This is a genomic window from Paenibacillus sp. Cedars (assembly GCF_003184205.1).
In the GTDB taxonomy this organism is placed as follows: Bacteria; Bacillota; Bacilli; order Paenibacillales; family Paenibacillaceae; genus Paenibacillus_AQ; species Paenibacillus_AQ glucanolyticus.
On record NZ_CP020866.1, the window covers coordinates 2,461,649 to 2,485,988 of the forward strand.

Sequence of the window (24,340 nt, forward strand, 5' to 3'; positions counted from 1 at the left end):
GCGGGTAAGCTGGATCGTCATTGTTGTGGATTCAGGACAGAGATCTCGGAATACTGCTTGGCCATCCGGACATCATCTGTACGGGTACAGAGTCGGAAAACAAACGTTTCTGCGGCATGGCAATAGAAGTATACTCTACAATACAACAGGCGTTGTGATGTCATTATATTGTTGGACAAGGAAAGCGAGGTGTCGCCAGTAGGTTTTTTATGGTTCGAGCGGTGGGGTGTTTATGCACTGATTGGAGGTTATCTGGTGTGGGCTTACTGGACCCGTAAACCAACCAAAGCGAAGGTGCTCCCTTTATGGGGGCTGTTGATTGGAAGTGTGGTTATCCAGGCTGCTGCTGCTTCGCTTCTATGGTTCGTTCTTCTGTTTCCGATTACCGAGGCCGTACTATGGAGCTTGACCGCAGTTACGTTGGTTGAGGCCATCCTTGCCCTTTACCGAAAACAGCATGTTAAATGGGTGACGTTATTCATTCTCGTGCTTGTGTGTGTGTCTCTGCTCATATTGTTACTAAGGGCTATGTAGAATCTTCTCCAAGAGATTCGCGGCTCCTCCAGATGTTGCCGGGGAGCAGTAAGAAAGGATGATTGAATTGCAATATCTCTTCGATGTCCATCCAGACCATCCTCATGTGCGGCAATTGTGCATGGCTGACCCTCTGCTCGGAGAGTTGGTCCAACGGATCGGTCACATCCAGGTCCCCTATGAGCCGGATGGCTTCACCTACATAACGAGAACGTTGATTGGTCAACAGCTTTCGATTAAAGCTGCCAGAACCATCTTTCTCAGAGTAGAACAAGTTTGCGGCACAATTACAGCTGACGCTATCCTAGCTGCAGCAGAAGAGAGCTTGCGCTCAGCGGGATTATCGTGGAATAAGCTAGGCTATATTCGAAACGCTGCGGAACAAACGAAGTTGGGAGCGCTTCATTTTCCATCGTTAGCCGATCTGGATGATGATGAGGTCGTTCGTCAGTTGACCCTGGTGAAGGGAATCGGTCGGTGGACCGCGGAGATGTTCCTCATTTTTCACTTGGGAAGACAAGATGTCCTATCTTTCGGCGATCATGGCCTTAAACGTGCTTCGGAATGGTTGTATGCAGCTGAAGCAAGCGAAGGCCGCTCTCCATTGCACCGGAAACAAGCAGAGTGGAAGCCTTATTCTACGATTGCATCCTTATATCTGTGGGAAGCTATTAACGCTGGCTTAGTGCAATCCGGGCCGTTTATAACGCAATTTAAAAATACTCCATGACCAGACACCGACTATTAAAAAGTGATGGAGGTTTTATTGTTGAACAGTTCATTTGGCGATAACTTCAATTCCGAGATACAACCCTTTCAAATCCATGTTTCTCAGGACATCTTGGATGACTTGCAGAACCGATTGGCTAAGACGAGATGGCCCGATCAAGCAGAGAATGCGGGCTGGAGGATGGGGAGTAATCTTGATTATTTGAAAGACTTTGTAGAGTATTGGCAATATCAATACGATTGGAGAAAGAATGAAGAGGAACTGAATGCATATAACCATTTTACAACCGAAATCGAGGGCACGAAACTGCACTTTATTCATGAGCCAAGCTCAAATCCGGATTCAATTCCCATCCTGCTGATACATGGTTGGCCGGATTCATTTTACCGATACCATAAAGTGATTCCAGTGTTAAAAGAAAATTTTCACGTCGTTGTTCCTTCGATTCCAGGTACGGGATTTTCCGAGCGGAATTCTCTGCCCTTTGATCAAATCGCAGATCTGTTCGCCACCTTAATGACTGCTAAACTCGGATATACCCAGTTTATCTCTGCGGGCGGCGATATGGGCTCAATTGTGAGTTTGTCTTTAGCCAATCGTCACCCAGAGGCTCTTCTAGGTATGCACTTGACGGATGTCGGTTATCCCGACCACAACACGGATTTTGCGAGTCTGACTCCTCCGGAACAGGAATTTGCGGCTTTTATTCAGGGATGGTGGATGAAGGAAGGCGCATTCAATATGATCCAATCCACGAAACCACAAAGTTTGTCCTATGGGTTTAATGACTCGCCCGTTGGTTTGGCGGCATGGATTATGGGCAGTATTACGATGTCCTCGACGGGGGAGGAGATTGAAGAACGGTTTAGCCGTGACGAGCTCCTAACTAATATTATGATCTATTGGGTAACCGAGACGATTGGCTCTTCCATGCGCATTTATTATGCAGAATCGCAGGCAGCACATTCTAAAGAATCATACGGGAAAAGTGAAGTTCCAGCAGGTGTGGCACACTGTCCATGGGATGCTCCTCTTCCGAAGGAATGGGCGGCACGGAAAACAAACCTTATTCATTTTTCAGATTTAGAAAAGGGCGGTCATTATACAGCCTGGGAGGCTCCGGAAGTCTGGGTCAAGGATTTCCGCGATTTTGTACAGAGATTGACTTCGATGTAAGTACGGATATATTAGACAGCGAAAGCCCCTTTGGGGGCTTTTCCCTTTTATAGATTCCATAAATTTGAATTATGAAGAGCTAAGTACATCAGTTGGGAAAAAGCCTTCATTAGGATAATGTTACATATTCCCTTAAGAAGTGGCAGAACAGAATGAGCGACTTTATTTTCACTATTTACAAACCGATGGTCGGTATTTATAATGAATTCATAAATTAGATTGTTGAGAGGCTGTCATTCTTCGGATGATTCCTAATGGAGGAGGTTTACTAAACCATATGGAACCACTAATCGTTCTTATTGGTGTCACCATGGTCATTCTTGTGGCGGGTGCTGCGGGGGTGAAGCGACTGCGTCCTTGGCCAGTTGCGCTTCGGGGCGGAGTCGCAGCCATGTTTATGTTAACAGGCACGGTTCATTTCGTATGGATGCGGGAAGAGCTCATCAGCATGGTGCCGCCTTTTCTGCCCAATCCCGGGTTTATCGTGACACTTACCGGATTGCTGGAGTGGGCAGGAGCTATAGGTGTTCTATGGCTGCCGACTGTACCCTGGGCCGCTGGGGGACTCTCGCTTCTGCTGCTTATCATGTTCCCTGCAAATATTCACTACGCCCTCTCAGGCCTCGCGCCCAAACCGGAAGATGCAATATTTCCACGCACTCTGATGCAAATCGTCTTCCTGTCCGCGAGCATTACTATCATGCTCTACTATTCCCGCCAACGATCAGTACGGCGGCGAAGCCTCAATGAAACCAACAACACTCCAAAGTCCGTTCACAACTGAGTTCTACCATTCCCGTATTGGGTCAACAGACCCGTAATATCAACCTTTGCAACAGGATATCATGAAGACTTCGAGTGGTGGATGGCTGTCTCGATATAAGCTTTCAAAGCCTTGATGAACGTGCGCATGGCGTATCCGACATATCTATCGCTCCGGTAGATCAGACAAATGTCCTGAGAAGGCGTAGGATTCTTCAGGTGCACGACTTTTATATCTGGATGTTGAAGATTATCCAGTAGAAGCCGAGGCAGCACACAAGCGCCAACTCCGCTCTGTACCATCTGGATGAGGGAGGACAACGTTGTTGTCACCATATGCGGCTGCAGAGTAAACCCGTTGTTTATGCAAAAGCCATCGATCAGCTTGCGGCATTGATGGTCGGGTGGGAACATAACCATCTTCAAGGTATGCAGTCTGTTCAAGGCAATGAAGTTCTCTGTGGCAAGAGGATCATGCCTGCTTACCGCCAGTGAAAACTCCTCATGGAACAAGGGGATTGACGTGAGACGTTCATCCACAACGGGGCCGATGGTTACGCCGACATCGATGCTCCGATCCAGAACCTGTTCTGTTACTTTTGTCGTTTCCAGAAGAGACAGCGAGATGGTCGGGTAGGTCTGATGGAAGTTCAGCAGCAAGGCATTAAACATGAGATCCGCATCGCCGGGCAAGACGCCGATGGATAGCGATCCGCCTTGCATCTGCTTCAGGTCAGCAATGGCGTCGCTCGCTTGCTGCAGATGCGTGAACACAGCTGCACCATGCTCACGAAGAATCGCTCCGGCATCTGTAAGGACAATGGTTTTGCCCACGCGATCGAACAACAGAACCCCTAATTCTTCTTCCAATCTCCTTATTTGCTGGCTGATGTTGGGTGCGCTGACTCCCATTTTATCAGCCGCTCTCGTGAAGTGAAGCTCCTCGCATATGGCCATAAAATACTGTAGCTGCTTTAACTCCATAACTCACACCTGCTTTCCATGACATCGCTGGATACATGTTCAATGCTTATTGTTACGCCATCTTCCTGATCCTGTCAACGATTTATCGTTAACTTATACTTAACGTTCCGGTAATGTCGACTGCATTGATGAAGTGTTGCATAGGACCTATACTGGGGACATATCAAGCGGTTCCCATAACAAAGGAGGAAACGAATATGTCTGGAATGATCATCAGCACTGCAAAAATAGTACGCCAAGTGGTGCTGCAGCAGGTGCAAACGATCCCCGAGGAGTTGTTCGACATCCAAGCGGCAGGGTTTAACAATACAATTCGTTGGAATGTCGGTCATATCATTTATTGGATGGATCAGTATTCTATCCTAAGCCTCGGCTTTCCATCGGTTATACCGGACTCATATGTTACGCTGTTTAGCTCTGGAACCAAGCCCTCGGATTGGACGTCTGCTCCTCCATCGAAGGAGGAACTGGTCGAGATGTTGAAGGCACAGCTTTCCCGACTATCTGAATTGACCCCTGAATTGCTGGAGAAGGAGCTTTCAACACCATATGCCTTTGGACCGTTTGAATTCAACACCGCCGGCGAGCTGTTTAACTTCGCCCTGATTCATGAATCTATTCACCTGGGAACGATATCGAGTCAGCTAAAGGTGGTTTCGTGCTAATTAAAGTTTGAATGCCGAGAGATAAAAGACGTAAGGAAAACTTGAGACTCAATTAATCGACGAATAACCATAATGAGGAGGGTAGTCATGGAAAAATCCCTAGACGCAGTCACATCTCGAACCAGCGAATGTTTTGATGCCTTCAGGCAGGCTTTAGAAACAGGGAATACCGAGAATTTTCTGAAGAAGGTTGCAGAAGGTTTTCATTTCTTCGTCCCGCTTCCGCTGGAGGGATGGAATCACAAGCAGCAAGGCAAAGAGCGGTTCGAGGAATTGATCAGATTCGAGCGCTCGGTGTTTCAGATGTTGCTCACTCCGCTCCTCTTGCTTGAGGATCAAGATCACGGAATGGTGGTATTTCGCTCGGAAGGTCCCCTCAATGGGCGGCCTTTCTCCAACGAACTTACGATTATCTTCGAGTTCGAGGGAGATCGGATCCGCTCTTTCCGCGAATATGTAGGCATGCCGTTGAATAACTACGAGAACCCGTAAAGCGATACGAGAAAAGTACGCTCGAACTTTATGAAGTAGTATGACAGACCGTTGTCATATTACTTTTTTTATTATAACAACAGATACAACAACCAAATTCATTGCACGTCAAAGGAGACGATACGAATGACAAGTCATCCAGTAGAAATGTTCGACTATCACGCATGGGCTATTCAAACCCTCTTGGGAAGAATCAAGGAACTGCCGTCCTCGGTGCTGCAGCAAGAAGTAAACACCTCGTTTTCCACCATTGGCGAAGTGTTCGCGCATGTCTATGCGCTCGACAAGTGCTGGCTTCAGGTTCTGAGTGGAACCAGTATGCCCCAAGCGCTGGAAGCCTGCCTTCCGCTGCAACAAGAAATCCTTGGGTACGTTGTCGATGAATTCGCAATTGCCTTTCGTGAGTTAGCCGAAGAATACAGAGCATGGTTCCGAAGCCAAAACGACTTGGAGCAAAGCATTGTGCTCGACAATCCCTACGCCGGAACGCGCAGCACGCGATTATCGGAAATTGTGATTCAAGCGGTCAACCACGGCACCTACCACCGGGGCAATATTTCGACTATGCTGCGTCAGCTGGGCCATGCGTCTATCATGAACGATTATTCTCTTTACTGGTACCGGCAGCCTGCGAGATCTCATGAAGTAGAGGAGTCCGCTAAATAAGCTAACAAATGAAAGAATAAGAGGTTATTTATCATTGGAGGAACTATATGTTTAACGTCATGCAGAATTTAAATTGGATTTCGATCGTGCTCGCTACATTGTCTCTTTCTTTGCTGGGCGGCGTTTGGTTTACTGTTTTATTTGGGAAGGCGTATGCTCTGGCATTAGGCAAGGAGGGTTCGTCAAAAGTAAAACCGGCTCCTATTTATATTCTGGGACCCTTGATATGTGGACTGGTAACTACTATCGCAATGGCGATTCTGATCTATGCTTTCGAGATCGAATCTTATGTTGACGCTATTGTTTTTGGTGGAATCGTTGGACTAGGCTTATTAGCCTCAACCACCATCAATACGGGGATAAATCCTAACATCCCACGGCCGCTTGTATACGGACTTGTCAGCGGAAGCTATTTTTTGCTCTCAGGATTGCTTGCTAGTATTATTCTTGTAGCTATGAAATAATCGATGCCAAGCAGCTATGCTTTTGTAGAAAAAATCTTCTCTTCGGACGATCATGAAATAGTATATAATCGACTTGATTCGAGAAGGGAGAGGTATCCATGAAGAGCGAGACAGTCGTGTTCAAAGGCTCCAAACATTTCGTGCTGAATGATGTTGCTGAGGGCGTATTTGCAGTGATTTCAGTTCCCGGTACGGGCTCATTAGGCAATGCAGCAATCATTGATCTGGGTGATTCTACGCTAGTTGTGGACACATTCACGACAATAGAGGCTGCCGAGGATTTGCAGGCAGCCGCAGAGTTTCTCACGGGAAGAACAGCTTCCTACGTAATCAACACGCATTGGCATAGTGACCATACGTTTGGCAATCAAGTGTTTGCCTCTACGGCTCAAATCATATCTACGTCAACCACAACTCCAGCCGAACAAGCAGCAACCAACTACCGTTGCCACTATTAGTAGCATCCTCGTTGCTTCAGCATTGTTTTCATTGTCAACCAAAAACAATAGTTTTTATGTTTACAATTAGAAACTTGCACATTATAATTCAATTCATTAGACGTCGACGCTAATCAAATATCTTGTTATTGGTTCCCGATGGAGGTTACTACTTTGAAAACAAAAGAACTCGTATATGCTGCATTATTCGCTGCATTCATTGCGGTATTGGGTCTGATTCCGCCACTTCCTCTAGCTTTCATACCTGTCCCGATCACGGCACAGACCCTGGGCGTCATGCTGGCAGGATGCTTCCTGGGCAAACGCATGGCAGCGTTCAGTCTCATCATCTTCATCATTCTGGCAGCGATTGGCCTGCCTGTATTGGCAGGCGGTCGAGGTGGTCTCGCCGTTCTGGTTGGACCCTCAGCAGGATACATATTTAGCTGGCCGATCGCAGCCTTTTGCATTGGATGGGCTTCGGAGAAGATATGGCCGCAAGTCAAGACATGGAAGCTGCTCCTCATCAATATCGTGTTCGGCGTGATTCTTGTGAGCTTGATTGGCGCTCCGGTTATGGCGCTGATTACCAATACGTCCATCTGGGCAGGACTGCTTGGTGCCCTATCATATCTTCCGGGAGACTTGATCAAAGCTATTATTGCAGCCATCGTTGCCATGCAGCTTAAAGCCATCAGTCCGATCGAAGAGAAGATACACAATTCCTGACTCTATACGACGCTGCAAGAAGCGGAAACGCGAAGGAAAATCTGACATATAGGCGTGATAACAAATGAATCTGATACAGCCCATCCTAAACCGTGCAGCAGAGGCACCCGGTCGAATTGCCATCTCCGACGGTAGGAAACAGCTTACCTATGCGAGTCTTATAGAGCGGGTCAAACGCATTGCACAAGGGTTCCGGCAGTCTGGCTATGTGCATGACAAGATGGCTATGCTGTCCGCGAACCGTATCGAGTTTGTCGAGGTATTTCTGGGTGCAGTGTATGCAGGATGCGTGCCTGTGCTGCTTGACCCGAAATGGAGTGTTGCCGAATTGCAAAGGGTGATCCAGCAGTGCAAGCCTCGGGTCATCGTTGGTGAGAGACGTTATGTGGAAAAAATAAACGAACAGCACGCTGCCATTCCGTGTTTAACTTTTGCTGAACATGAACACCCGGGAACCTACGATACATGGCTGTCGTCATTTCAGCCAGCAGGAGATGCGGATCAAACTAACGAGTTGCTGTTTATCGGCTATACTTCAGGAACAACCGGTCGCCCCAGGGGTTATATGCGCACCCATGTCTCCTGGCTTGGAAGCTTTGAAGCAACGGGCGAGGCCTTCCAATTAGACCGGATGGAGCAGGTGCTTGCTCCAGGTCCGTTTGTGCATTCCTTGTCCCTATTTGCTCTTATGCAGTCGCTCTACAGCGGGGCGACCTTTCATATTCTGGAGCAGTTTGCTGCCCGTGAGGTCCTGAACCTGTGCTCCAAAGTACCCGATATGACTTTATTTGTCGTACCAACGATGATTGATTCCTTGTTACAATACGCTGCAGTGGATTCGGGCAAAGTATCCATTCAGGCGATGATCAGTTCAGGAGGTGCATGGTCCGAGTCATCCAAACAACGGTGTCGCGAGATGTTTCCCGATACCCAATTGTATGAATATTATGGCTCTTCGGAAGCGAGTTATATCAGTTACATAGATGTAGGCAAAGAAGACAAGCCCGGTTCTCTCGGAAGACCGTTTGACGGTGTGCAGATATCGATTCGAGACGAGTTTTTTCGGGAGGTGCCTGTGGGTGAGATCGGCCAGTTGTACATTCGCAGCGAGATGATGTTCACGGGTTACTATCAGCTTCATGAAGATACAATTGATGTTTTTCGCGATGGCTGGCTTCAGACAGGCGACTACGTGTATGTCGATCTGAACAACGATCTTTATCTCGCAGGACGTTCCCAGAATATGATTAAAAGCGGCGGCTTGAAGGTATTCCCGGAAGAAGTGGAGGCTGTGCTTGGGCGAATTCCGTCCGTACAGGAGGTTATGGTATTCGGCAAACCGAATGATCGATGGGGGGAGCAGGTAACCGCTCTGATTCAGTGGCAGGCTGGCGAGCGCCAGTGGACACTGGATGAGGTCAAGCAGTTTTGTCTGAAGTTTCTGGCCAGCTATAAGATACCCAAAGAACTCATCGACATCGATCGGTTCCAGTATACGAGCAGCGGGAAAATTGCCCGCAAAGTGATGAAGGATAATGTGGAAAGGGTGATCCTGTGACAGATGCAGTCATTGTGATGGCAAAACGTACACCGATTGGCCGCATTGGCGGAGCATTAAGCTCGCTGGAGCCGGAGGCTCTGCTGGCACCCCTGATTCGCCACATCTTAGCGGAAACCAACGTTCCGCATCACATGATAGATGATGTGGTGATCGGAAATGTGGTTGGACCGGGCGGTAACATCGGCCGCGTGGCCGCCCTTGAGGCCGGTCTTCCCGTCACGGTGCCCGGCGTAACCATTGACCGTCAATGCGGTTCGGGGCTGGAGGCCATCAATATGGCTGCGAGGCTCATTCAGAGCGGTGCAGGCGAGATATATCTGGCTGGAGGTGTGGAGAGCACGAGTCGGGCACCCTGGAGAATGTTCAAGCCGAAGACGCTGACGGGGACGCCTGAGCTGTATACGCGTGCCCGTTTTACGCCGAGCGCTTATGGTGATCCGGACATGGGGGTGGCCGCAGAAAACGTGGCCCATGCCTACGGGATATCCAGAGCAGCGCAGGATCGTTATGCGCTGGACAGTCATGAAAAGGCTGTTCGCTCCCGGCAAACCGGGCGATTCCAGCAGGAGATCATTCCACTTGAAGTACAGGGGTGCTTGGTAGATACAGATGAATGTCCGAGAGCGGATACAAGTCTCGAAAAGCTGCAGCGGCTGAAGCCTGTGTTTGCCGATAACGGCACCGTGACGGCTGGCAATGCATGCCCCATGAATGATGGGGCGGCGCTTGTGCTCATGATGTCCCGAGACAAATGCAGGGAGCTGAACCTTCGGCCCGTGCTGCGCATCGTGGATGCAAGGGTGGCCGGAGTCGATCCGCATGTGCTGGGCATAGGCCCTGTTCCGGCAATTCTCAGCCTGTTACGTCGCCAGCAGTTGACGGTGGATGACCTGGACGTCATCGAATTCAACGAGGCCTTCGCTTCCCAGGTGCTTGCATCATTGCAGGAGCTTCAAATCCCGTTGCACAAGGTCAATCCTGGCGGAGGAGCCCTTGCTTTGGGACATCCTTACGGAGCATCCGGTGCAATTCTAATGACGCGTTTATGCGCCGAAATGCAACGGCAGCCATTTCGACGCGGATTGGCTGCGCTTGGAATTGGAGGAGGCATGGGTCTTGCCACTCTGGTGGAGGCAGCCGAATGAACAAGCTTGAATTTGCATATCACCTTACGCCAGAAGCGATTCTTGCGTATGCGCACAGCATTGAAACTCCCTTGCAGAAGATCGATGGGACATGGCTTGCTCCGCCTACGATGCCGGTTACGTTTTGGACCTTAGCCGATGTTCCGTGGCTGGACAAGGAGCGTACGTTCATCCATGGCAGCCAGTCGTTTGCTTATGAGAAACCGCTCTTAGCCGGCGCTCATCTCGACTGTGTGCTGACCCTCACTCGAATGGAACAGAAAACGGGCCACAGTGGAGCGCTCACCTTGTATACCCACTTGCTGGAATGCAGATGCAAGGGAGAACTGGTTGTGAGTGCAGAGACGGTATTAATATCGCTGGAGGATCACGCATGGAAAAAAAGATAACAATGGAAGCGATCAGGCTGTTCGCTGCTGCTTCCGGGGATGCGGCTGCCTTTCACACCGATCCCGAAGCGGCGAAGGCCGCCGGATTCAAAGGCCCTGTTGCCCATGGCATGTACATCATGGGAATTGCCCATTCCATGTATTTGAGCCAGCACTCGGAGCAATGGATCAAGTCTTCCCGAATGAGGTTTATGAAGCCTGCATGGGCGGATACGGTGGCGCGATTTGATTATGATTGCGCAAACCATGAGATTCAGGTCACCGTGACAGGGGAGAATGGTGAAACGCTGGCGAATGGTTCGTTTTCCGTTGGCGGAAAGGTGGATGATCTTTGAATAAAACGGTTTTGATTACAGGTGCCACAAGAGGGATCGGGCGTTGTCTTGCTCTCCGATTGGCCCGTCACGGCTACCGCGTGGCTGTTAATGGAACCCGGCAGCCAGGCATCGATTGTGTAGTGGAGGACATCCGCCAGCATGGGGGAGAGGCATCGGGTTATTGTGCAGATGTTGCCAACCCTGATGAAGTAACAGCTATGGTCAACGCCATTGTGACGAAATATGGAAACATCGATGTTTTGATTCATAATGCAGGCAATTTGCGGGACCGTAAATGTATGAACATGACCGATGAGGAATGGAATACGGTGATTGATGTACACCTGAATGGCGCCTTTTATTGCATACGGCGGGTGCTGCCACACATGACTGAACACGGAGGGGACATTGTACTGATGACCTCAACAGCCGGATTGAAAGGTTCCGTGGGGCAAGTGAACTACAGCGCAGCCAAGGCAGGCATGCTCGGCATGGTATGGACGCTGTCAGAGGAACTGCGGCGATACCGTATTCGCATCAATGCGATTGCGCCAGTAGCCCTGACCGATATGACCCGTCCTGTAATCGAGTTTTTGACCGAAAAATATGCCCAGCGCAATGAGCCATTTCCCGAGCACTGGAAGGTAGGTGAAAGTGATGATGTTGCGTGTTTCGTGAAGCTTTTGCTGGAACAGCCCGATACGGATCTTACAGGGGAGACGTTTGGTGTCAATGGCTCCGATGTGACCTTGTGGCAGAAGCCCTCGATCATTCACAAAAGCGGCGATGCAGCAGCCATTTTCGACAGCTGGAGAAACAGGAGAGGAGGCGGGAGATGTTAACGTTGAATCAGGTTCAATTTTATTATCGTAAGGGACAGTCGGTTCTTGATGAGATTAGCTTTGCCGTGAAGAAGAGAGAGTTTCTTGCCATCGTCGGCGGGAATGGTTCCGGTAAATCCACCCTGGCCAAGTTAATGAAGGGCTTGCTGCTGCCGAAGAAGGGCAGCGTCCAATTCAACAAGCTGGACACCACAGAGCCCGAAGTGGCAGCAGGTATTCACCGTCGTATCGGCATCGTTTTTCAAAATCCTGATGATCAGTTCATTACAACAACAGTGACGGATGAGATTGTGTTCGGCATGGAGAACCTCCGTATTCCGCGGGATGAAATGCATGCTCGCCTGAATCTGGTTCTGAAGGCTGTTGGATTGGAGAATGAAGCGGAAGCCATGCCGCATCAGTTGTCCGGTGGACAGAAGCAGCGTGCTGCCATTGCAGCCGTCCTTGCCATGCAGCCTGACATGATCATTCTGGATGAGGCGACCTCCATGCTTGATCCAGAGGGAAGACAGCAGATGCTGCTGATCATGCAGGAGCTTCATCGTCAGGGTGTGACGATTGTACACATCACGCATCACATGGATGAGGTCCTGCATGCCGAACGTGTTCTGCTGCTGCATGAAGGACATATTGCGTATGATGGAACGCCGGCAGTACTGTTTGAAACGGTGGCATTGGCCGATTACGGACTTCATGCGCCGTTTGCCGTAAGGCTCCGGCAATCGCTTAGTAAAGCTGGTCCGGCAGCTCCATTAATACCGGATTGGAAGGAGTGGACCCGATCGCAATGGTCTATGCGTTGAATCAGGCAAGTGTACGCTTCGCGGATCGGGTTGCACTGCGAGATGTGAGCTGCACCCTTGGGGAGGGGAAGTGGATTTCGGTTGTTGGACCGAGCGGTGCCGGAAAGTCTACCTTCGCCCATGCACTGAAGGGGCTGCTCCCGTTATCCGAAGGTGAGTATTTCATTAATCAGAGCCCTACCCCGAAGAACGCCAAGGGACATAGCAGCGTTATAACCGACATCGGCTTTGTATTCCAGTATCCGGAGCATCAAATATTCGAAAGCACCGTATACAAGGAACTTGCATTCGCACCTCGCATGCAGGGTTGGTCATCCGGGCGAATCGAAGAGGCTATCGAGCAGATCCTGCCATTGGTGGGTATGGGGAGGGAACTGCTGCCTTGGGTTCCCCTCCAATTAAGTGGTGGGCAAAAACGGCGGGTGGCTCTTGCCTCGGTGCTGCTCATGAATCCGAGACTGCTCATTCTGGATGAGCCGACGGCTGGATTGGACCCGGCGGGCAGGTTTGCACTCCTGCGCATGCTGCAGGCATGGCAGAAGGCAGAGAACCGAACGATCGTGTTCATCTCGCATCAGATGGAGGATGTTGCCGAATTTTCGGACGAGGTCATGGTGTTCCATCAGGGGCAACTTCTGGGACATGAGGATACCCATACGCTTTTTTTTGAGCGATCCGACCTTCTGGAGCAAGCAGGACTTCCTCTGCCTGAAGCTGTACAGCTTATGAGATTGGTGGAGGAGCTGTCTGGCCGAAGCATCGGAGTGAGCAGCTGCAGAGAGAAGGATATTCTGGACGCGGTGCTGCCGTTCTGGGAAGTTAGAGGGCAATAAATATGCAGAAAAATATACTGTTTGGACAATTCATCGAACAAGATTCCCTGATTCATCGATTGGACCCTCGAACGAAACTGCTTGGCATGGTTCTGATGATGGTTAGTTTTTTGGCACTACGGACTTGGGTCGATTACGCTGCTGCCACAGCTTTTGTTCTTATCGTCATGGGGCTGTCTCATATATCCATATGGATGTATTTGCGGACATTAAAGCCGGTCTGGTTCATTTTAGTGTTTACCTGGACATATAACGCCATTCTTACTCCGGGTACAACGATATTGTGGTCCTGGTCGTTCATATCTTTGACAGCGGAAGGCATCGAGACGGGAACGGTTGTCGTCTGGCGTATCGGCTTGATGATCCTTCTTGCCTCAATCCTTACCCTGACCACCAAGCCGTTGGCATTGGCTCTGGGATTGGAAAAGCTGCTGTCGCCGCTGTCCAGATTACATGTACCCGTTGAACAGATTTCCTTGATGGTGGTGATTGCCATACGCTTTATTCCCACCATTATGGAAGAACTGGAACGCATTATGCTCGCCCAAAAGGCAAGGGGATATGATATCACCGCCCTCAAGCTGCCCAAGCGGCTGCTTGCCTATATTCCCATTGTAGTGCCGCTCTTCATGACGACCATTCAACGCGCGGAGCAGTTATCGCTGGCCATAGACGCCAGAGCTTATGGTAACGGGAAGGGCAGGAGCTCTTACCGAGTATTGAGATTGACGACTACGGACTTTAGGGCAGGAGGATGCACGATCGGTTTCATCTTCGTGCTGCTTCTGCTCACAGGAGGATAATAGATATGGAATGGAGCACACGTCTTACGGATCTTCTGAACATTCAGTATCCTATCATTCAAGGGGGATTGGCTTACCTTGGCTATGCCGATCTGGCAGCAGCCGTATCCAATGCCGGCGGACTTGGGCAGATTACGGCTATGAGTCTTCCTGATGCGAATTCCCTGCGCTGCGAAATTCAGCGGATTCATGCCTTAACGGACAAGCCGTTCGGGGTCAATCTTGCTCTGGGCATGCAGCGAGCGGATCTTGCAGACCGTCTGCAGGTCATCAAGGAAGAGAACGTTTCGGTGGTATCCATTACAGGAGGCAACCCGACTGACATGCTGAATGAGCTGCGGAGAACGGATATAATCACACTGGTGCTTGTCTCATCACGCAGACAGGCGCAAAAAGCGGAGGCGCTTGGCGCATCCGCAGTCATTGTTGTGGGCAATGAAGGTGGAGGGCATCTTGGACGCGACGGAGTGGGCACCATGGTACTGCTGCCCAGCATTGCGGATGCGGTGCAAATCCCCGTCATTGCTTCAGGTGGAATTGGAGACGGCCGAGGCTGGATGGCTGCTCAGGCTCTGGGCGCGGAAGGAATCGTCATGGGTACTCGTTTTATTGCCACACAGGAATGCGTGCATGCCTCCGAATCCTATAAACGGGCGCTGGTCAGCAGCTCAGAGACGGACACAACGATCATTAAAGCGTCCATCGGTTCTCCGGGGAGGGTGCTGCGCAATGCTTTTGCCCAGCATATTGTTGAGACCGAGCAAAGGACACCCGGTTATGAGCAGATCCAACACTTGATTCGCGGTCAGGTAAACCGACGCTGGATTCACGACGGTTATGAAGAGGAGGGGTTCGGCTGGGCTGGGCAGGTGACTGGATTGATTGAAGATATCCCTACCGTTTCCGAACTGATCAACCGAATGATTGCGGAGGCAGGGCGTATCCGTCATGCGTGGGGAAGTTCTTAACACTTCGTTTGAAAGTTTGCTTTTCCTTCCAGGATAGTGTTCAAGAATTTCTTTGACTTTCTTAATCGCTTCTGGATATCTTCGATTTCTTTGATTTTTTGTTCAACGATCATTTTCTTATCCTCGTATGCCAAGTCAATTTGTTGATTAACTAGCGTACTTAATTCTTCTATAGAAAAGTCTACGGACAGGAGCACCTTGACATCATCGAGGAATTCAACGATCTCTTCTGAATAAATACGGTAATTGTTTTCATCTCTTGCAACAAACCTGTCCGGGATCAGGTTTTTGCGTTCATAGAATCTCAATGTTGATATAGGCAGACCTGTTAATTTTGAAACCTCATTTATTTTCATATTGCGGCCCCTTCTCTCTCTTGCTATAAACTTAGGTTTATAGTTCATAATACGATTATGATAACGAACGACATACACCATGTCAAAAAAATGAATGTTATCAAAAGGAGAGATTCGATGTTTAACCATATTCTGAATAACGATTTTGCCAATGTAGTTAAGGGGCGACGTTCTGTCCGCAAGTATGATGAGAGTATCAAAATATCGAGAGAAGAAATGAGCGAAATGATTACGGAAGCCAGCTTGGCTCCATCCTCCGCAAATATGCAGCCTTGGCGTGTTATCGTGGTTGATACTCCGGAAGGAAAAGAAAAACTAAGACCTCTTGTACGTTTTAATACATTACAAAACGATACTTCCTCGGCCATGTTATTAATTTTTGGCGATACTCAAAGCTATTTGAATGCCGAGGATATTTACAATACAGCTGTGGAGCAAGGGAAAATGCCAGCCGAAGTACGAGATCGTCAGCTGGAAACCATTCTGTCCATGTTTCCGACACTTCCAAAAGAAGTGAAGGTTGAAGTTGCCAAAGTCGACAGCAGCCTTTTTGCGATGCAGTTCATGTTAATAGCTCGTGCACATGGGTATGATACGAATCCAATGGCGGGCTTCGAAGTTGATCAACTGGCAAAAGCATTTGATCTAGATGAAGAACGCTATGTTCCCGTAATGATGATCTCTATAGGAAAAGCCAAAGAAGAAGGTTATGAATCAGTTCGATTAGGTTCCGATAGAATTACTTTTTGGAAGTAACCTGGCGGTGGAGATGAGGTCACATTTGATTATGGCATAATCGGATGGAGTAAATTTACGTGTTTGGCTGGGGGACAATGAGCGAGTGTTGTATGAAACTTCTAGTATACGGCAATCTTTTGGCTGGTGGAAGGCCTTACTGGGTTTCCTTGGCTGCTAGATCCTATTAAAGTTTTGGAGCTTCACCGCCAGTCATAACCCAATAACAAGAAGGGGACTCGAGTCGAGTGCCCTTCTTGTTGTCTCTAAGCAAAATTAACTTGAAAAAATTAGCACATTTACGAATGCTGTTGGATACCCAACACACCGGGCATATCTGATCGTTGTTGAAATGTGTGAACTATTTCTATAATAGAAGTTGTTTAATAAAAACAACGCGTTGTTGGTTTTTTTCTATGCAAGGAGAACAGAGTGGGTAACATGAACAGAGAGGATAGGGGAACCTAATACGGGTTTGCCTCTTCTGGAATTTAATTATGAAGGGAGTTCTTTTTATGAGTGATTTTTCATTATCGATTCCTACACCTGTACCGTTTGATCGTATGTTATCGCTAGAGGGTAAGTGTGCAGTAGTTACAGGCGGCAGCCGCGGAATTGGCGAGGCGATTGTCACACGAATGGTTAAGGCTGGTGCCTTCGTTGTGCTGACAGGCAGAGGACAAAAGGCTCTGACACGTGTCGAGGCAAAAATCGCCGCAATGGGAGGAAAGGTTGTTGCCGTTCAGGCAGATTCCAGCAGCGTGGAAGATTCTAAAAAGTGGGTTTTCTCTATTCTCTAATTCTTCAATCCGGCCGCCGTGAATGGACCTTTCACCGTAATTGTTGCAAGAATACGAGCCATCTCTTCAGGAGATTCGGTTCCGTTGCCATTCAGCCACTGCTCAATGACACCGATATGGGCCGAAACCAAATAGGCAATTAAGTACTCGCTGGGAACAAGCAATTTCTCTTGCTTTACCAGAGGGAACTCTTTTCTAACAAACAATGTATTCCACAAGAACTCCTTCATTTTTGTTTGGAAGGATAGGCCACCTTTGGGACCGGATACGGCCCTCATAAACTTTCGGTTCTGATCCAAATACTCAAACATGGAAACCATGACATTAAGGGGCAGCGTTGGGGGTACATTCGAATCTGCATCTACATTAACGTCCGTAACTTTTTGTTTAACGATGTCCCTCATTTTGTCCATAAACTCTTCTTGGCATCGGGCCATTAAATCAAATTTATCCTGATAATGCGCATAGAAGGTTCCGCGATTAATTCTGGCCCTCGTTGTAATATCCTTAACTGTAATGGCTTCGAATCCTTTTTCCTCAATTAAATCAATCAAGGCTTCACGGATGAACTCTTTCGTTCGAATAATTCGCAAATCTTTGCTCGGTTCTCGCATTCTTAAGCCAACTCCTTTTTAAAAAATGTATACACAGACAAATAGTGCCGATACCTGGCACAGGAACGATTCGAACATGGTTGACTGTTACATGATATTATAATAAAAATCGTATAGTTAAACAACACGTTGTTTGATTTTGTGAGAAACGAAGGCTTGTCCTAATCATATAATCCAAAATCAAACCCGCCTTACAAGGCAGGTGCCGTTACCGGGTCAAGTGTCCCCACATAGGAATAAGCAGATAAGAACGGTTTATTACATGTACGAGGATGGTGAGATTCAATGGCACTGAAGCCAATAAAAGCAGGTACGAGGTTGACCGGAAGGGTTGTGGTCCCGGGCAGCCCGTCGTACCGTGCGGCCAGAATGGAATACAACAGGCGCATTTCCAAGTTTCCACGGGTCATCGTTTTTTGCAGACGAACACAGGATGTGATCAATGCCGTCAAATGGGCTCGTGAACGGGGCGTACGTCTGCGAGTGCGCAGCGGGCGGCACAGTTATGAAGGATTTTCGACAATCAATGGCGGGATTGTTATCGATGTGAGTGCAATGAATAAGGTGAAGGTGGATCGCAAGAACAGGGTGGCCCACGTGCAGACAGGCAATCCGCTTGCCCGTGTATACAGGAAGCTGTGGGATAAGGGCGTAGCGCTCCCGGCAGGGACGGCACCTGATGTGGGTGTTGCAGGGCTTACCCTGGGAGGCGGGATTGGACTGTTGTCTCGTAAATATGGACTTACCTGCGATAACCTGAAACAGGTGAAGATGGTTGTAGCTTCGGGAAGGTATGGGGCGAAGACGATCATCGCGAATAAGAAAAAAAATTCCGATCTTTTCTGGGCATCAAGAGGTGGCGGGGGAGGCAGCTTCGGCATTGCTACCCGCTATACGTTTCGGGTACGGCCTATCCGGACAGTCTCCATCTACAGCATAACCTGGAAATGGCGCGACCTGGAGAAGGTATTTCCGGCTTGGCAGCGCTGGGCACCTTCGGTCACAAACCGCTTAACCTCAACCATCGAGGTGGCTGCCAAGCAGGTGGGGACGATCGTCTCGACGGGGCAATTGCTGGGCGGTGCAGAGGAGCTGCGTCGACTGATCCGACCTTTGCTACAAGTAGGAACTCCGGTGAAAGTGATGGTGCGAACGGTACCTTTTATTGAAGCGACCCAATTTTTTGCCGCTGGAGATCTGAATTTGGAACCGAAGTTTAAAATAACCGGGGCTTTCGGATATAAGACTCTACCTCCTGAAGGGGTACGGATGATTCGCGATTTCCTCTCGAAAGCACCTAATAAGCATGCTACCGTGTGGTGTCAAAGTTTAGGGGGTGCCGGCAGCGCGGTAAGCAGGGTATCTCCGACTGCAACAGCCTATCCTCATCGGAAGGCAGAAACGGTTTATGAACTGTCGGCGCGGTGGAGGAATGACAAAGAGCAGCAGCGGAATATTCAGTGGGTGAAAAGGTTCCGTAAAGCGTTACGTCCCTATGTAGTAGGAGACTATGTGAACTTCCCGGATCTGGGGATCAAGAATTGGCCGAAGTCGTATTACGGCGTGAACTTTGCCCGTTTGAAGCGTGTGAAACAAAAGTATGATCCGTTAAATGTATTTCGTTTTGCCCAGAGTATTCCGGTGGGGAAGCGATCCGTTCGCAGATTAGACAAAAAGAAAAGTTAGGATATATAGGTTACAAATAAAATTGAAGTAAAAAAATGTAATAACATTGGAGTTTACTCCAATGTTATTTTTTGTATGGAAAAACAATATTCTATTAAAGAGGTTTCACGGCTGCTAATATTCCGAAGGATACGCTTCGGTATTATGACCGTATCGGAGTTGTATCCATCTCGGGTACACAATTCCTACCGTATGTATTCTAAGGAGGACCTCATCGCCAGCATTTATGGGAACATTAATCGATTCATAATACTCACTTAAGATGATAGATAATATCCTTATTTTCTTATTAATTCAGAAAAATCAGCTTTTAGAGAAGAAATAATGAAATATATATTGACATTTGGTGGGCGTTAATCAGTATAATAGTAGAAAAATATCCATAATCATATAAATATGTAATGAAACCTATCATTGAATTGGATATTTAAAGACGATTGATTTTGATTCAAGGCGGTGATGTTTAAAGAGGGACCTTGAATATACCTCATGCGTTTACACTACATGATATTCATTTATCTTAATGAGACCAGAATTTGAATCTTAGGAGGCAGAGGATGGAGACCGTAGTCAATTGGCTAAACGGAATTATCTGGAGTAACGCTTTGATTTATCTATGTTTGGCAACAGGCTTGTTTTTTACGATTGCAACCCGATTTTTGCAAGTTAGACACATCAAGGATATGCTCAAACTGATGTTTCAAGGTAAAGGTTCCGAAGCTGGCATATCATCATTTCAGGCGCTGTCAATGGCTCTTGCCGGAAGAATTGGGGTCGGAAATATCGCCGGTGTGGCAACAGCAATCGCATATGGCGGACCAGGAGCTGTATTCTGGATGTGGTTGATTGCATTTCTGGGTGCGGGCTCTGCATTTGTTGAAGCTGCACTCGGTCAGGTCTATAAAACCAAACAAAATGGTCAGTACCGCGGGGGACCAGCATATTACATCGAAAAAGGCTTGAATATGAAGTGGTACGCAGTCCTATTTGCGATTGTAACGGTCATTGCAACGGGGATGCTGCTTCCCGGAGTGCAAGCCAATAGTATTGCAGTAAGTATGGAATCGGCCTTTAACATTAACCCTGCCATCATCGGCGCGGTGCTTGTACTGATTCTGGGTGCGATTATTTTCGGTGGCGTTAAACGCATTGCTATGGTTGCCCAGGTCGCTGTACCCTTTATGGCCGTTGGTTATATCATTATTGCACTTATTATAGTTATTAGTAATATAAATGAGCTTCCAGCTATGATCAGCCTGATCTTCTCCAGCGCCTTCGGTGCAAATGCCTCTTTCGGTGGAATTTTGGGGGCAGCTATCAGTTGGGGAGTGAAACGGGGCATTTATTCCAATGAAGCGGGACAGGGGACAGCTCCTCATGCAGCGGCGGCCAGTGAAGTGTCACATCCCGCCAAGCAAGGGCTAGTCCAATCGTTCTCGATCTATATCGATACCTTATTCGTCTGTTCAGCTACCGCATTCATGATTCTGATCACCGGAATGTACAATGTAACGCCAGAAGGAGCCGGCGCTATTGTGAATAATCTGGGAGACGTTGGACCGGGGCCTGTGTATACGACACGGGCAGTTGAGACGCTGCTTCCTGGCTTTGGCTCTGCGTTTGTTGCTATTGCGCTATTCTTTTTCGCCTTTACGACGATCATGGCTTATTACTATATGGCGGAGACGAATCTGGCCTACATTAACCAAAAATTCAGACGGGTTTGGATGGAATATGTATTGAAAGCGGCTATTTTGATTGTCACCTTCTATGGCTGCATCAGAACAGCCGACTTGGCATGGGGACTTGGTGATATTGGCGTAGGAAGTATGGCCTGGCTGAATATTATAGCTATACTGTTATTGACTAAGCCGGCGTTGAAAATCCTTCGCGATTACGAGCGGCAGAAGAAGGAGGGCAAGGATCCGGTATTCGATCCTGTCAAGCTGGGGATTAAAAATGCAGACTTTTGGGAGAAGGAATACACTCCAATCGATTCTCCATCACAGCAGCACAAGAACAATTCGGTGCATATGTAAGTGTCTGGTTCATATGATTGGATCAGCAAAAAGATCAGCAAAAAGAAGCTGCGTCCATCGCAGTTTCTTTTTGCTTTTATGATGAGGCGGCTCTGCCAAGAAGATTAGGGTTTGGGGATGTTGAGGTTGAGCTGACATCTTCGCCATTTGCACCTGTACGATAATCGTCATTGTTTTGACATTGAAGGTTATATTTTTTCTATCAAGAGCATGGATTGCGTCTTTTTATGTTTTGTGAATAAAACCGATTTGCGGATTGCATTCTACCCTTAAGCTAAATAGAGTATTATGATAATGAATGTAAGTAAAAACAGCATGGTTGGGTGGCTGAATAAATGAAAAAGATTCTCTTCACTGGCGGAGGTTCGGCAGGGCATGTAACGGTTAATCTTGCGTTGATTCCAAAGTTTATGGATGCAGGCTGGTCAATGGATTACATAGGTTCAATAAATGGCATCGAGAGACAACTTATTACCGCTATTCCTAATGTAAAATACCACTCGATTTCAACGGGCAAGCTTAGACGATATGTAGATTTGAAAAACGTAAAGGATCCCTTCCATGTAGTCAAAGGGGTTGTCCAAGCGTATCAACTGATAAAAAAACTAAAACCAGCCGTAGTCTTTTCCAAAGGCGGCTTTGTATCCGTCCCTGTTGTTATTGGAGCATGGTTGAATAAAGTACCTGTAATTGTACACGAATCAGATTTGACCCCAGGGTTAGCCAACAGGATAACTAGCAGGTTCTCAACTGTAATATGCACCACCTTTCCGGAGACTGCTGCGGCCTTCAAAAATAATAACGGCCATCATGTAGGCCCGGTTATTAGAGAAGAAATGAAACAGGGCAAGGCAGAACGAGGTCGTGAGTTTGTTGGATTTTCCAAAATGACGAAGCCTACTATTCTCGTAATGGGTGGTAGTTTAGGAGCCAGGAAAATTAACGAAGTACTTCGGGAGTCGTTAAATGAGCTAACAAAGCAATTTAGAATCATTCATCTTTGTGGAAAAGGGAACCTTGACTCCTCGATATCGAATCCGGATTATAAACAATTTGAATACATTGATCAAGGGCTGCCCGATATACTAGCTTACTGTGATTTCGTTATTTCTAGGGCAGGCTCCAATTCGATTTTTGAATTCCTGTTCCTGAAGAAACCGATGCTTTTGATTCCTCTAACTAAACAACAGAGCAGAGGGGACCAGCTTTTAAATGCCGCCTCTTTCGAACGTGAGGGTTATTGCAAGGTTCTGCATGAGGAACTGCTGGATTCTAAAAGCTTGATAACGAGTGTTAGGGAATTGGCTGAAGAAAAAGAGGTCTACATAAAAAACATGAATGGTTTCAAACATCATGATGCCTTAGGCCTTCTCTATAATCTCATTATTGAAACAGCTAAATGAAGCAAAATTATCGTTATTTATCTGTTCATGAAACCACATCACGTGCTTTCAGTATAATTAATAGATTCATATCTTGATGAGGGAGTGTGAGGACGTAATGAATGAAATCATCAATATGATTATGTCTCTGTTTGAAAAGCTAACTGATGAAGAGAAGGCATCCATAAACAGTGCCCTTTCCGGGTTGTTTGAGAGACCCATTCCATGTTTCATTTCAGAGCTCTCTACGTTTAATGAAGAGGAACTAGTTGTCACTAAGAACACAATAAACGGGTTGATTCTCACTAGAGAGAATGTACCTAACCTTTTAGAAGCGTACGAACGATTAAAGAACAAAGATCTACCTCAAAAAGTCTCCTTTGGGCACTTGACAGTAGATTAAGTTAACGGGAAAACACTCTATCTTGATAAAAAATGAAGGCAACCAATCATAATGATCGGCTGCCTTGCTATGGCTAACTCGAATGGGGTTATCTGCAACTCGCTAAAGAGAGACGTTAGCCACAAATTGATCTACATGGCGAAAATGAGAGGAATTAATCCCAAACCTCAAAATGATCGTGCAATCTACGCAGGCGGTAGGCGTTCATGGCAAACTCGCGCACTTCTTCAAGAATGGTGTAATTTGCCCATGCGCCTGCGAAAGCGCCAATCCCAGGCACCATCTGTAACATTTTCCGGAAGTCAATGGCATCGCGGTACTCGATCTGAAATGTCTCCCAGTCCATATTCCGGGAGTATTCGGCGTCGGAGAGCCACTGTTCCTTTTCCATATGCCAATGCTTAATGGAATGCAATAACCTTGCACGGTTCTCCGGCCCCGAAAACGTCATTTGAAATACTTTGAGAATGAATACCCGCTCGGAGAAGTGTTTGGTGTCATAACCATAAACATGCGCCAGCTCGAACAAAAATTTCATTTTGATCGCAATTAAAGCCGGAAAGTCTACCATACTAAACATAATGCCACCGGCTCCCGTTCCAGCGCCTTCGGCAACCGCGATTTTTTGGTACAGGGCAAACAACTCTTTCGCTTCTTGATCGGCAGGCTCCAGTTCCAAAGTGCGCTGCACCGGTCGGCCGGGTGTATATTCCGCACCGAACAGTGCAGTGCGCACGATCGATCGGATGGTGGTGGTCATGATGCTGTGCATCTTCGGGGGAATCAAATGATTGATTCGAGTGCCGATGGTTTTCGATGTTTTTTCGAGCCAACCGGGCGGTTTGAACATTTTTCGCTCCCACTCGGCAACTTCCCTCTGTACTTTATGTTCGTAATTCATGCTTAACCGCTCCTCCAAAACATTTGGTTATATTGTAGCGAATAACTCCGTACTACGGAATAGACCGTAGCAGGATGCGGACCTCGACTAAAGTCCAGCGCCAGCTTACATAAAAGGATAGGCA

The 24,340-nt window shown here is 47.7% G+C and carries 29 protein-coding genes; 25 read left to right on the forward strand and 4 right to left on the reverse strand.

All coding sequences use genetic code 11. The features are described 5' to 3' along the window. The first annotated feature begins 168 nt into the window (after positions 1–168). From B9D94_RS12965 to B9D94_RS12980, 4 genes are all read left to right on the forward strand, one after another. Complete coding sequence (locus B9D94_RS12965) at positions 169–534, forward strand: hypothetical protein (RefSeq protein ID WP_148247197.1); 366 nt, start codon at positions 169–171, stop codon at positions 532–534. Between the two features lie 58 nt (positions 535–592). Then, positions 593–1,264 (forward strand): DNA-3-methyladenine glycosylase family protein, encoded by a 672-nt coding sequence (locus B9D94_RS12970; RefSeq protein WP_148247198.1) that lies wholly within the window; start codon positions 593–595, stop codon positions 1,262–1,264. Positions 1,265–1,303: 39 nt separating this feature from the next. Next, positions 1,304–2,440 carry an epoxide hydrolase family protein gene (locus B9D94_RS12975; RefSeq protein WP_148247199.1) on the forward strand — a complete coding sequence of 379 codons (1,137 nt, stop codon included), beginning with the start codon at positions 1,304–1,306 and terminating at the stop codon, positions 2,438–2,440. Between the two features lie 277 nt (positions 2,441–2,717). Continuing rightward, entirely contained in the window at positions 2,718–3,224 is a 507-nt protein-coding gene (locus B9D94_RS12980) for a DoxX family protein (RefSeq protein WP_148247200.1), read from the forward strand. Positions 3,225–3,283: 59 nt separating this feature from the next. Here the strand turns inward: B9D94_RS12980 and B9D94_RS12985 are convergent, their stop codons facing one another. Further along, on the reverse strand, positions 3,284–4,186 hold the full coding sequence (locus B9D94_RS12985) for a LysR family transcriptional regulator (protein WP_036637708.1): 903 nt from the start codon (positions 4,184–4,186) through the stop codon (positions 3,284–3,286). Between the two features lie 197 nt (positions 4,187–4,383). On the opposite strand from B9D94_RS12985, the gene B9D94_RS12990 reads away from it, so the two are divergent. From B9D94_RS12990 to B9D94_RS13060, 15 genes are all read left to right on the forward strand, one after another. Beyond that, positions 4,384–4,851 carry a DinB family protein gene (locus B9D94_RS12990; protein WP_006210391.1) on the forward strand — a complete coding sequence of 156 codons (468 nt, stop codon included), beginning with the start codon at positions 4,384–4,386 and terminating at the stop codon, positions 4,849–4,851. A gap of 87 nt (positions 4,852–4,938) precedes the next feature. Continuing rightward, positions 4,939–5,343, forward strand: a complete 405-nt coding sequence (locus tag B9D94_RS12995) for a nuclear transport factor 2 family protein (RefSeq protein ID WP_063480695.1) — start codon at positions 4,939–4,941, stop codon at positions 5,341–5,343. 126 nt (positions 5,344–5,469) lie between these two features. After that, positions 5,470–6,009, forward strand: a complete 540-nt coding sequence (locus tag B9D94_RS13000) for a DinB family protein (RefSeq protein ID WP_148247201.1) — start codon at positions 5,470–5,472, stop codon at positions 6,007–6,009. A 47-nt stretch (positions 6,010–6,056) separates the two neighbouring features. Further along, entirely contained in the window at positions 6,057–6,473 is a 417-nt protein-coding gene (locus B9D94_RS13005) for a DUF1761 domain-containing protein (RefSeq protein WP_148247202.1), read from the forward strand. A gap of 98 nt (positions 6,474–6,571) precedes the next feature. Beyond that, on the forward strand, positions 6,572–6,931 hold the full coding sequence (locus B9D94_RS13010) for an MBL fold metallo-hydrolase (protein WP_063480696.1): 360 nt from the start codon (positions 6,572–6,574) through the stop codon (positions 6,929–6,931). Between the two features lie 153 nt (positions 6,932–7,084). Beyond that, positions 7,085–7,639 (forward strand): biotin transporter BioY, encoded by a 555-nt coding sequence (locus tag B9D94_RS13015; protein WP_148247203.1) that lies wholly within the window; start codon positions 7,085–7,087, stop codon positions 7,637–7,639. Positions 7,640–7,703: 64 nt separating this feature from the next. Further along, entirely contained in the window at positions 7,704–9,197 is a 1,494-nt protein-coding gene (locus B9D94_RS13020; RefSeq protein ID WP_148247204.1) for an AMP-binding protein, read from the forward strand. Continuing rightward, positions 9,194–10,345 carry a thiolase family protein gene (locus B9D94_RS13025; protein WP_063480699.1) on the forward strand — a complete coding sequence of 384 codons (1,152 nt, stop codon included), beginning with the start codon at positions 9,194–9,196 and terminating at the stop codon, positions 10,343–10,345. Before B9D94_RS13020 ends, B9D94_RS13025 begins: the two co-directional genes overlap by 4 nt. Next, the gene (locus B9D94_RS13030; protein ID WP_006210381.1) at positions 10,342–10,734 is read left to right on the forward strand and encodes an FAS1-like dehydratase domain-containing protein; all 393 of its coding nucleotides are present in this window, start codon (positions 10,342–10,344) and stop codon (positions 10,732–10,734) included. The genes B9D94_RS13025 and B9D94_RS13030 overlap by 4 nt, the downstream gene beginning before the upstream one ends. Further along, positions 10,719–11,069 (forward strand): MaoC family dehydratase, encoded by a 351-nt coding sequence (locus tag B9D94_RS13035; protein WP_006210380.1) that lies wholly within the window; start codon positions 10,719–10,721, stop codon positions 11,067–11,069. Before B9D94_RS13030 ends, B9D94_RS13035 begins: the two co-directional genes overlap by 16 nt. Next, positions 11,066–11,893, forward strand: coding sequence for an SDR family NAD(P)-dependent oxidoreductase (locus tag B9D94_RS13040; protein WP_148247205.1), 828 nt, complete (start codon positions 11,066–11,068; stop codon positions 11,891–11,893). Before B9D94_RS13035 ends, B9D94_RS13040 begins: the two co-directional genes overlap by 4 nt. Further along, on the forward strand, positions 11,887–12,696 hold the full coding sequence (locus B9D94_RS13045; RefSeq protein ID WP_148247206.1) for an energy-coupling factor transporter ATPase: 810 nt from the start codon (positions 11,887–11,889) through the stop codon (positions 12,694–12,696). Before B9D94_RS13040 ends, B9D94_RS13045 begins: the two co-directional genes overlap by 7 nt. Next, complete coding sequence (locus B9D94_RS13050; RefSeq protein WP_148247207.1) at positions 12,681–13,529, forward strand: ATP-binding cassette domain-containing protein; 849 nt, start codon at positions 12,681–12,683, stop codon at positions 13,527–13,529. The genes B9D94_RS13045 and B9D94_RS13050 overlap by 16 nt, the downstream gene beginning before the upstream one ends. A 2-nt stretch (positions 13,530–13,531) precedes the next feature. Beyond that, on the forward strand, positions 13,532–14,332 hold the full coding sequence (locus B9D94_RS13055) for an energy-coupling factor transporter transmembrane component T family protein (RefSeq protein WP_148247208.1): 801 nt from the start codon (positions 13,532–13,534) through the stop codon (positions 14,330–14,332). A gap of 5 nt (positions 14,333–14,337) precedes the next feature. Then, positions 14,338–15,300 carry an NAD(P)H-dependent flavin oxidoreductase gene (locus B9D94_RS13060; protein ID WP_148247209.1) on the forward strand — a complete coding sequence of 321 codons (963 nt, stop codon included), beginning with the start codon at positions 14,338–14,340 and terminating at the stop codon, positions 15,298–15,300. Here the strand turns inward: B9D94_RS13060 and B9D94_RS13065 are convergent. Further along, positions 15,297–15,656: a MerR family transcriptional regulator gene (locus B9D94_RS13065; RefSeq protein WP_148248776.1), complete on the reverse strand. Its 360-nt coding sequence runs from the start codon at positions 15,654–15,656 to the stop codon at positions 15,297–15,299. The two genes, B9D94_RS13060 and B9D94_RS13065, sit on opposite strands and share 4 nt — an antisense overlap. Positions 15,657–15,773: 117 nt before the next feature. Between B9D94_RS13065 and B9D94_RS13070 the strand changes: the two genes are divergently transcribed. Together B9D94_RS13070 and B9D94_RS13075 are read left to right on the forward strand one after the other, a co-directional pair. Beyond that, positions 15,774–16,412 (forward strand): nitroreductase family protein, encoded by a 639-nt coding sequence (locus B9D94_RS13070; protein ID WP_006210373.1) that lies wholly within the window; start codon positions 15,774–15,776, stop codon positions 16,410–16,412. A gap of 494 nt (positions 16,413–16,906) precedes the next feature. Beyond that, positions 16,907–17,191, forward strand: coding sequence for an SDR family NAD(P)-dependent oxidoreductase (locus B9D94_RS13075; RefSeq protein ID WP_301337250.1), 285 nt, complete (start codon positions 16,907–16,909; stop codon positions 17,189–17,191). Here B9D94_RS13075 and B9D94_RS13080 read toward each other — a convergent pair. After that, on the reverse strand, positions 17,188–17,805 hold the full coding sequence (locus tag B9D94_RS13080) for a TetR/AcrR family transcriptional regulator (protein ID WP_006210368.1): 618 nt from the start codon (positions 17,803–17,805) through the stop codon (positions 17,188–17,190). The two genes, B9D94_RS13075 and B9D94_RS13080, sit on opposite strands and share 4 nt — an antisense overlap. A gap of 285 nt (positions 17,806–18,090) precedes the next feature. On the opposite strand from B9D94_RS13080, the gene B9D94_RS13085 reads away from it, so the two are divergent. The 4 genes from B9D94_RS13085 (at position 18,091) to B9D94_RS13100 (ending at position 23,315) form a co-directional block, all read left to right on the forward strand. Beyond that, the gene (locus tag B9D94_RS13085; RefSeq protein ID WP_148247210.1) at positions 18,091–19,491 is read left to right on the forward strand and encodes an FAD-binding oxidoreductase; all 1,401 of its coding nucleotides are present in this window, start codon (positions 18,091–18,093) and stop codon (positions 19,489–19,491) included. A gap of 557 nt (positions 19,492–20,048) precedes the next feature. After that, positions 20,049–21,530 (forward strand): alanine/glycine:cation symporter family protein, encoded by a 1,482-nt coding sequence (locus B9D94_RS13090; protein ID WP_036637737.1) that lies wholly within the window; start codon positions 20,049–20,051, stop codon positions 21,528–21,530. 335 nt (positions 21,531–21,865) lie between these two features. After that, positions 21,866–22,933, forward strand: a complete 1,068-nt coding sequence (locus B9D94_RS13095; RefSeq protein WP_063480712.1) for an undecaprenyldiphospho-muramoylpentapeptide beta-N-acetylglucosaminyltransferase — start codon at positions 21,866–21,868, stop codon at positions 22,931–22,933. 97 nt (positions 22,934–23,030) lie between these two features. Continuing rightward, positions 23,031–23,315 carry a hypothetical protein gene (locus B9D94_RS13100; RefSeq protein WP_148247211.1) on the forward strand — a complete coding sequence of 95 codons (285 nt, stop codon included), beginning with the start codon at positions 23,031–23,033 and terminating at the stop codon, positions 23,313–23,315. A 154-nt stretch (positions 23,316–23,469) separates the two neighbouring features. Here the strand turns inward: B9D94_RS13100 and B9D94_RS13105 are convergent, their stop codons facing one another. Next, the gene (locus B9D94_RS13105) at positions 23,470–24,216 is read right to left on the reverse strand and encodes an EcsC family protein (RefSeq protein WP_148247212.1); all 747 of its coding nucleotides are present in this window, start codon (positions 24,214–24,216) and stop codon (positions 23,470–23,472) included. Positions 24,217–24,340 lie beyond the last annotated feature (124 nt).

Coding starts and splice junctions, on each gene's coding strand:
- B9D94_RS12970 (WP_148247198.1), top strand. CDS start 593: ATGATTGAATTGCAATATCTCTTCGATGTCCATCCAGACCATCCTCAT.
- B9D94_RS12980 (WP_148247200.1), top strand. CDS start 2,718: ATGGAACCACTAATCGTTCTTATTGGTGTCACCATGGTCATTCTTGTG.
- B9D94_RS12985 (WP_036637708.1), bottom strand. CDS start 4,186: ATGGAGTTAAAGCAGCTACAGTATTTTATGGCCATATGCGAGGAGCTT.
- B9D94_RS12990 (WP_006210391.1), top strand. CDS start 4,384: ATGTCTGGAATGATCATCAGCACTGCAAAAATAGTACGCCAAGTGGTG.
- B9D94_RS12995 (WP_063480695.1), top strand. CDS start 4,939: ATGGAAAAATCCCTAGACGCAGTCACATCTCGAACCAGCGAATGTTTT.
- B9D94_RS13000 (WP_148247201.1), top strand. CDS start 5,470: ATGACAAGTCATCCAGTAGAAATGTTCGACTATCACGCATGGGCTATT.
- B9D94_RS13005 (WP_148247202.1), top strand. CDS start 6,057: ATGTTTAACGTCATGCAGAATTTAAATTGGATTTCGATCGTGCTCGCT.
- B9D94_RS13010 (WP_063480696.1), top strand. CDS start 6,572: ATGAAGAGCGAGACAGTCGTGTTCAAAGGCTCCAAACATTTCGTGCTG.
- B9D94_RS13020 (WP_148247204.1), top strand. CDS start 7,704: ATGAATCTGATACAGCCCATCCTAAACCGTGCAGCAGAGGCACCCGGT.
- B9D94_RS13030 (WP_006210381.1), top strand. CDS start 10,342: ATGAACAAGCTTGAATTTGCATATCACCTTACGCCAGAAGCGATTCTT.
- B9D94_RS13035 (WP_006210380.1), top strand. CDS start 10,719: ATGGAAAAAAAGATAACAATGGAAGCGATCAGGCTGTTCGCTGCTGCT.
- B9D94_RS13045 (WP_148247206.1), top strand. CDS start 11,887: ATGTTAACGTTGAATCAGGTTCAATTTTATTATCGTAAGGGACAGTCG.
- B9D94_RS13050 (WP_148247207.1), top strand. CDS start 12,681: ATGGTCTATGCGTTGAATCAGGCAAGTGTACGCTTCGCGGATCGGGTT.
- B9D94_RS13055 (WP_148247208.1), top strand. CDS start 13,532: ATGCAGAAAAATATACTGTTTGGACAATTCATCGAACAAGATTCCCTG.
- B9D94_RS13060 (WP_148247209.1), top strand. CDS start 14,338: ATGGAATGGAGCACACGTCTTACGGATCTTCTGAACATTCAGTATCCT.
- B9D94_RS13065 (WP_148248776.1), bottom strand. CDS start 15,656: ATGAAAATAAATGAGGTTTCAAAATTAACAGGTCTGCCTATATCAACA.
- B9D94_RS13070 (WP_006210373.1), top strand. CDS start 15,774: ATGTTTAACCATATTCTGAATAACGATTTTGCCAATGTAGTTAAGGGG.
- B9D94_RS13075 (WP_301337250.1), top strand. CDS start 16,907: ATGAGTGATTTTTCATTATCGATTCCTACACCTGTACCGTTTGATCGT.
- B9D94_RS13080 (WP_006210368.1), bottom strand. CDS start 17,805: ATGCGAGAACCGAGCAAAGATTTGCGAATTATTCGAACGAAAGAGTTC.
- B9D94_RS13085 (WP_148247210.1), top strand. CDS start 18,091: ATGGCACTGAAGCCAATAAAAGCAGGTACGAGGTTGACCGGAAGGGTT.
- B9D94_RS13090 (WP_036637737.1), top strand. CDS start 20,049: ATGGAGACCGTAGTCAATTGGCTAAACGGAATTATCTGGAGTAACGCT.
- B9D94_RS13095 (WP_063480712.1), top strand. CDS start 21,866: ATGAAAAAGATTCTCTTCACTGGCGGAGGTTCGGCAGGGCATGTAACG.
- B9D94_RS13100 (WP_148247211.1), top strand. CDS start 23,031: ATGAATGAAATCATCAATATGATTATGTCTCTGTTTGAAAAGCTAACT.
- B9D94_RS13105 (WP_148247212.1), bottom strand. CDS start 24,216: ATGAATTACGAACATAAAGTACAGAGGGAAGTTGCCGAGTGGGAGCGA.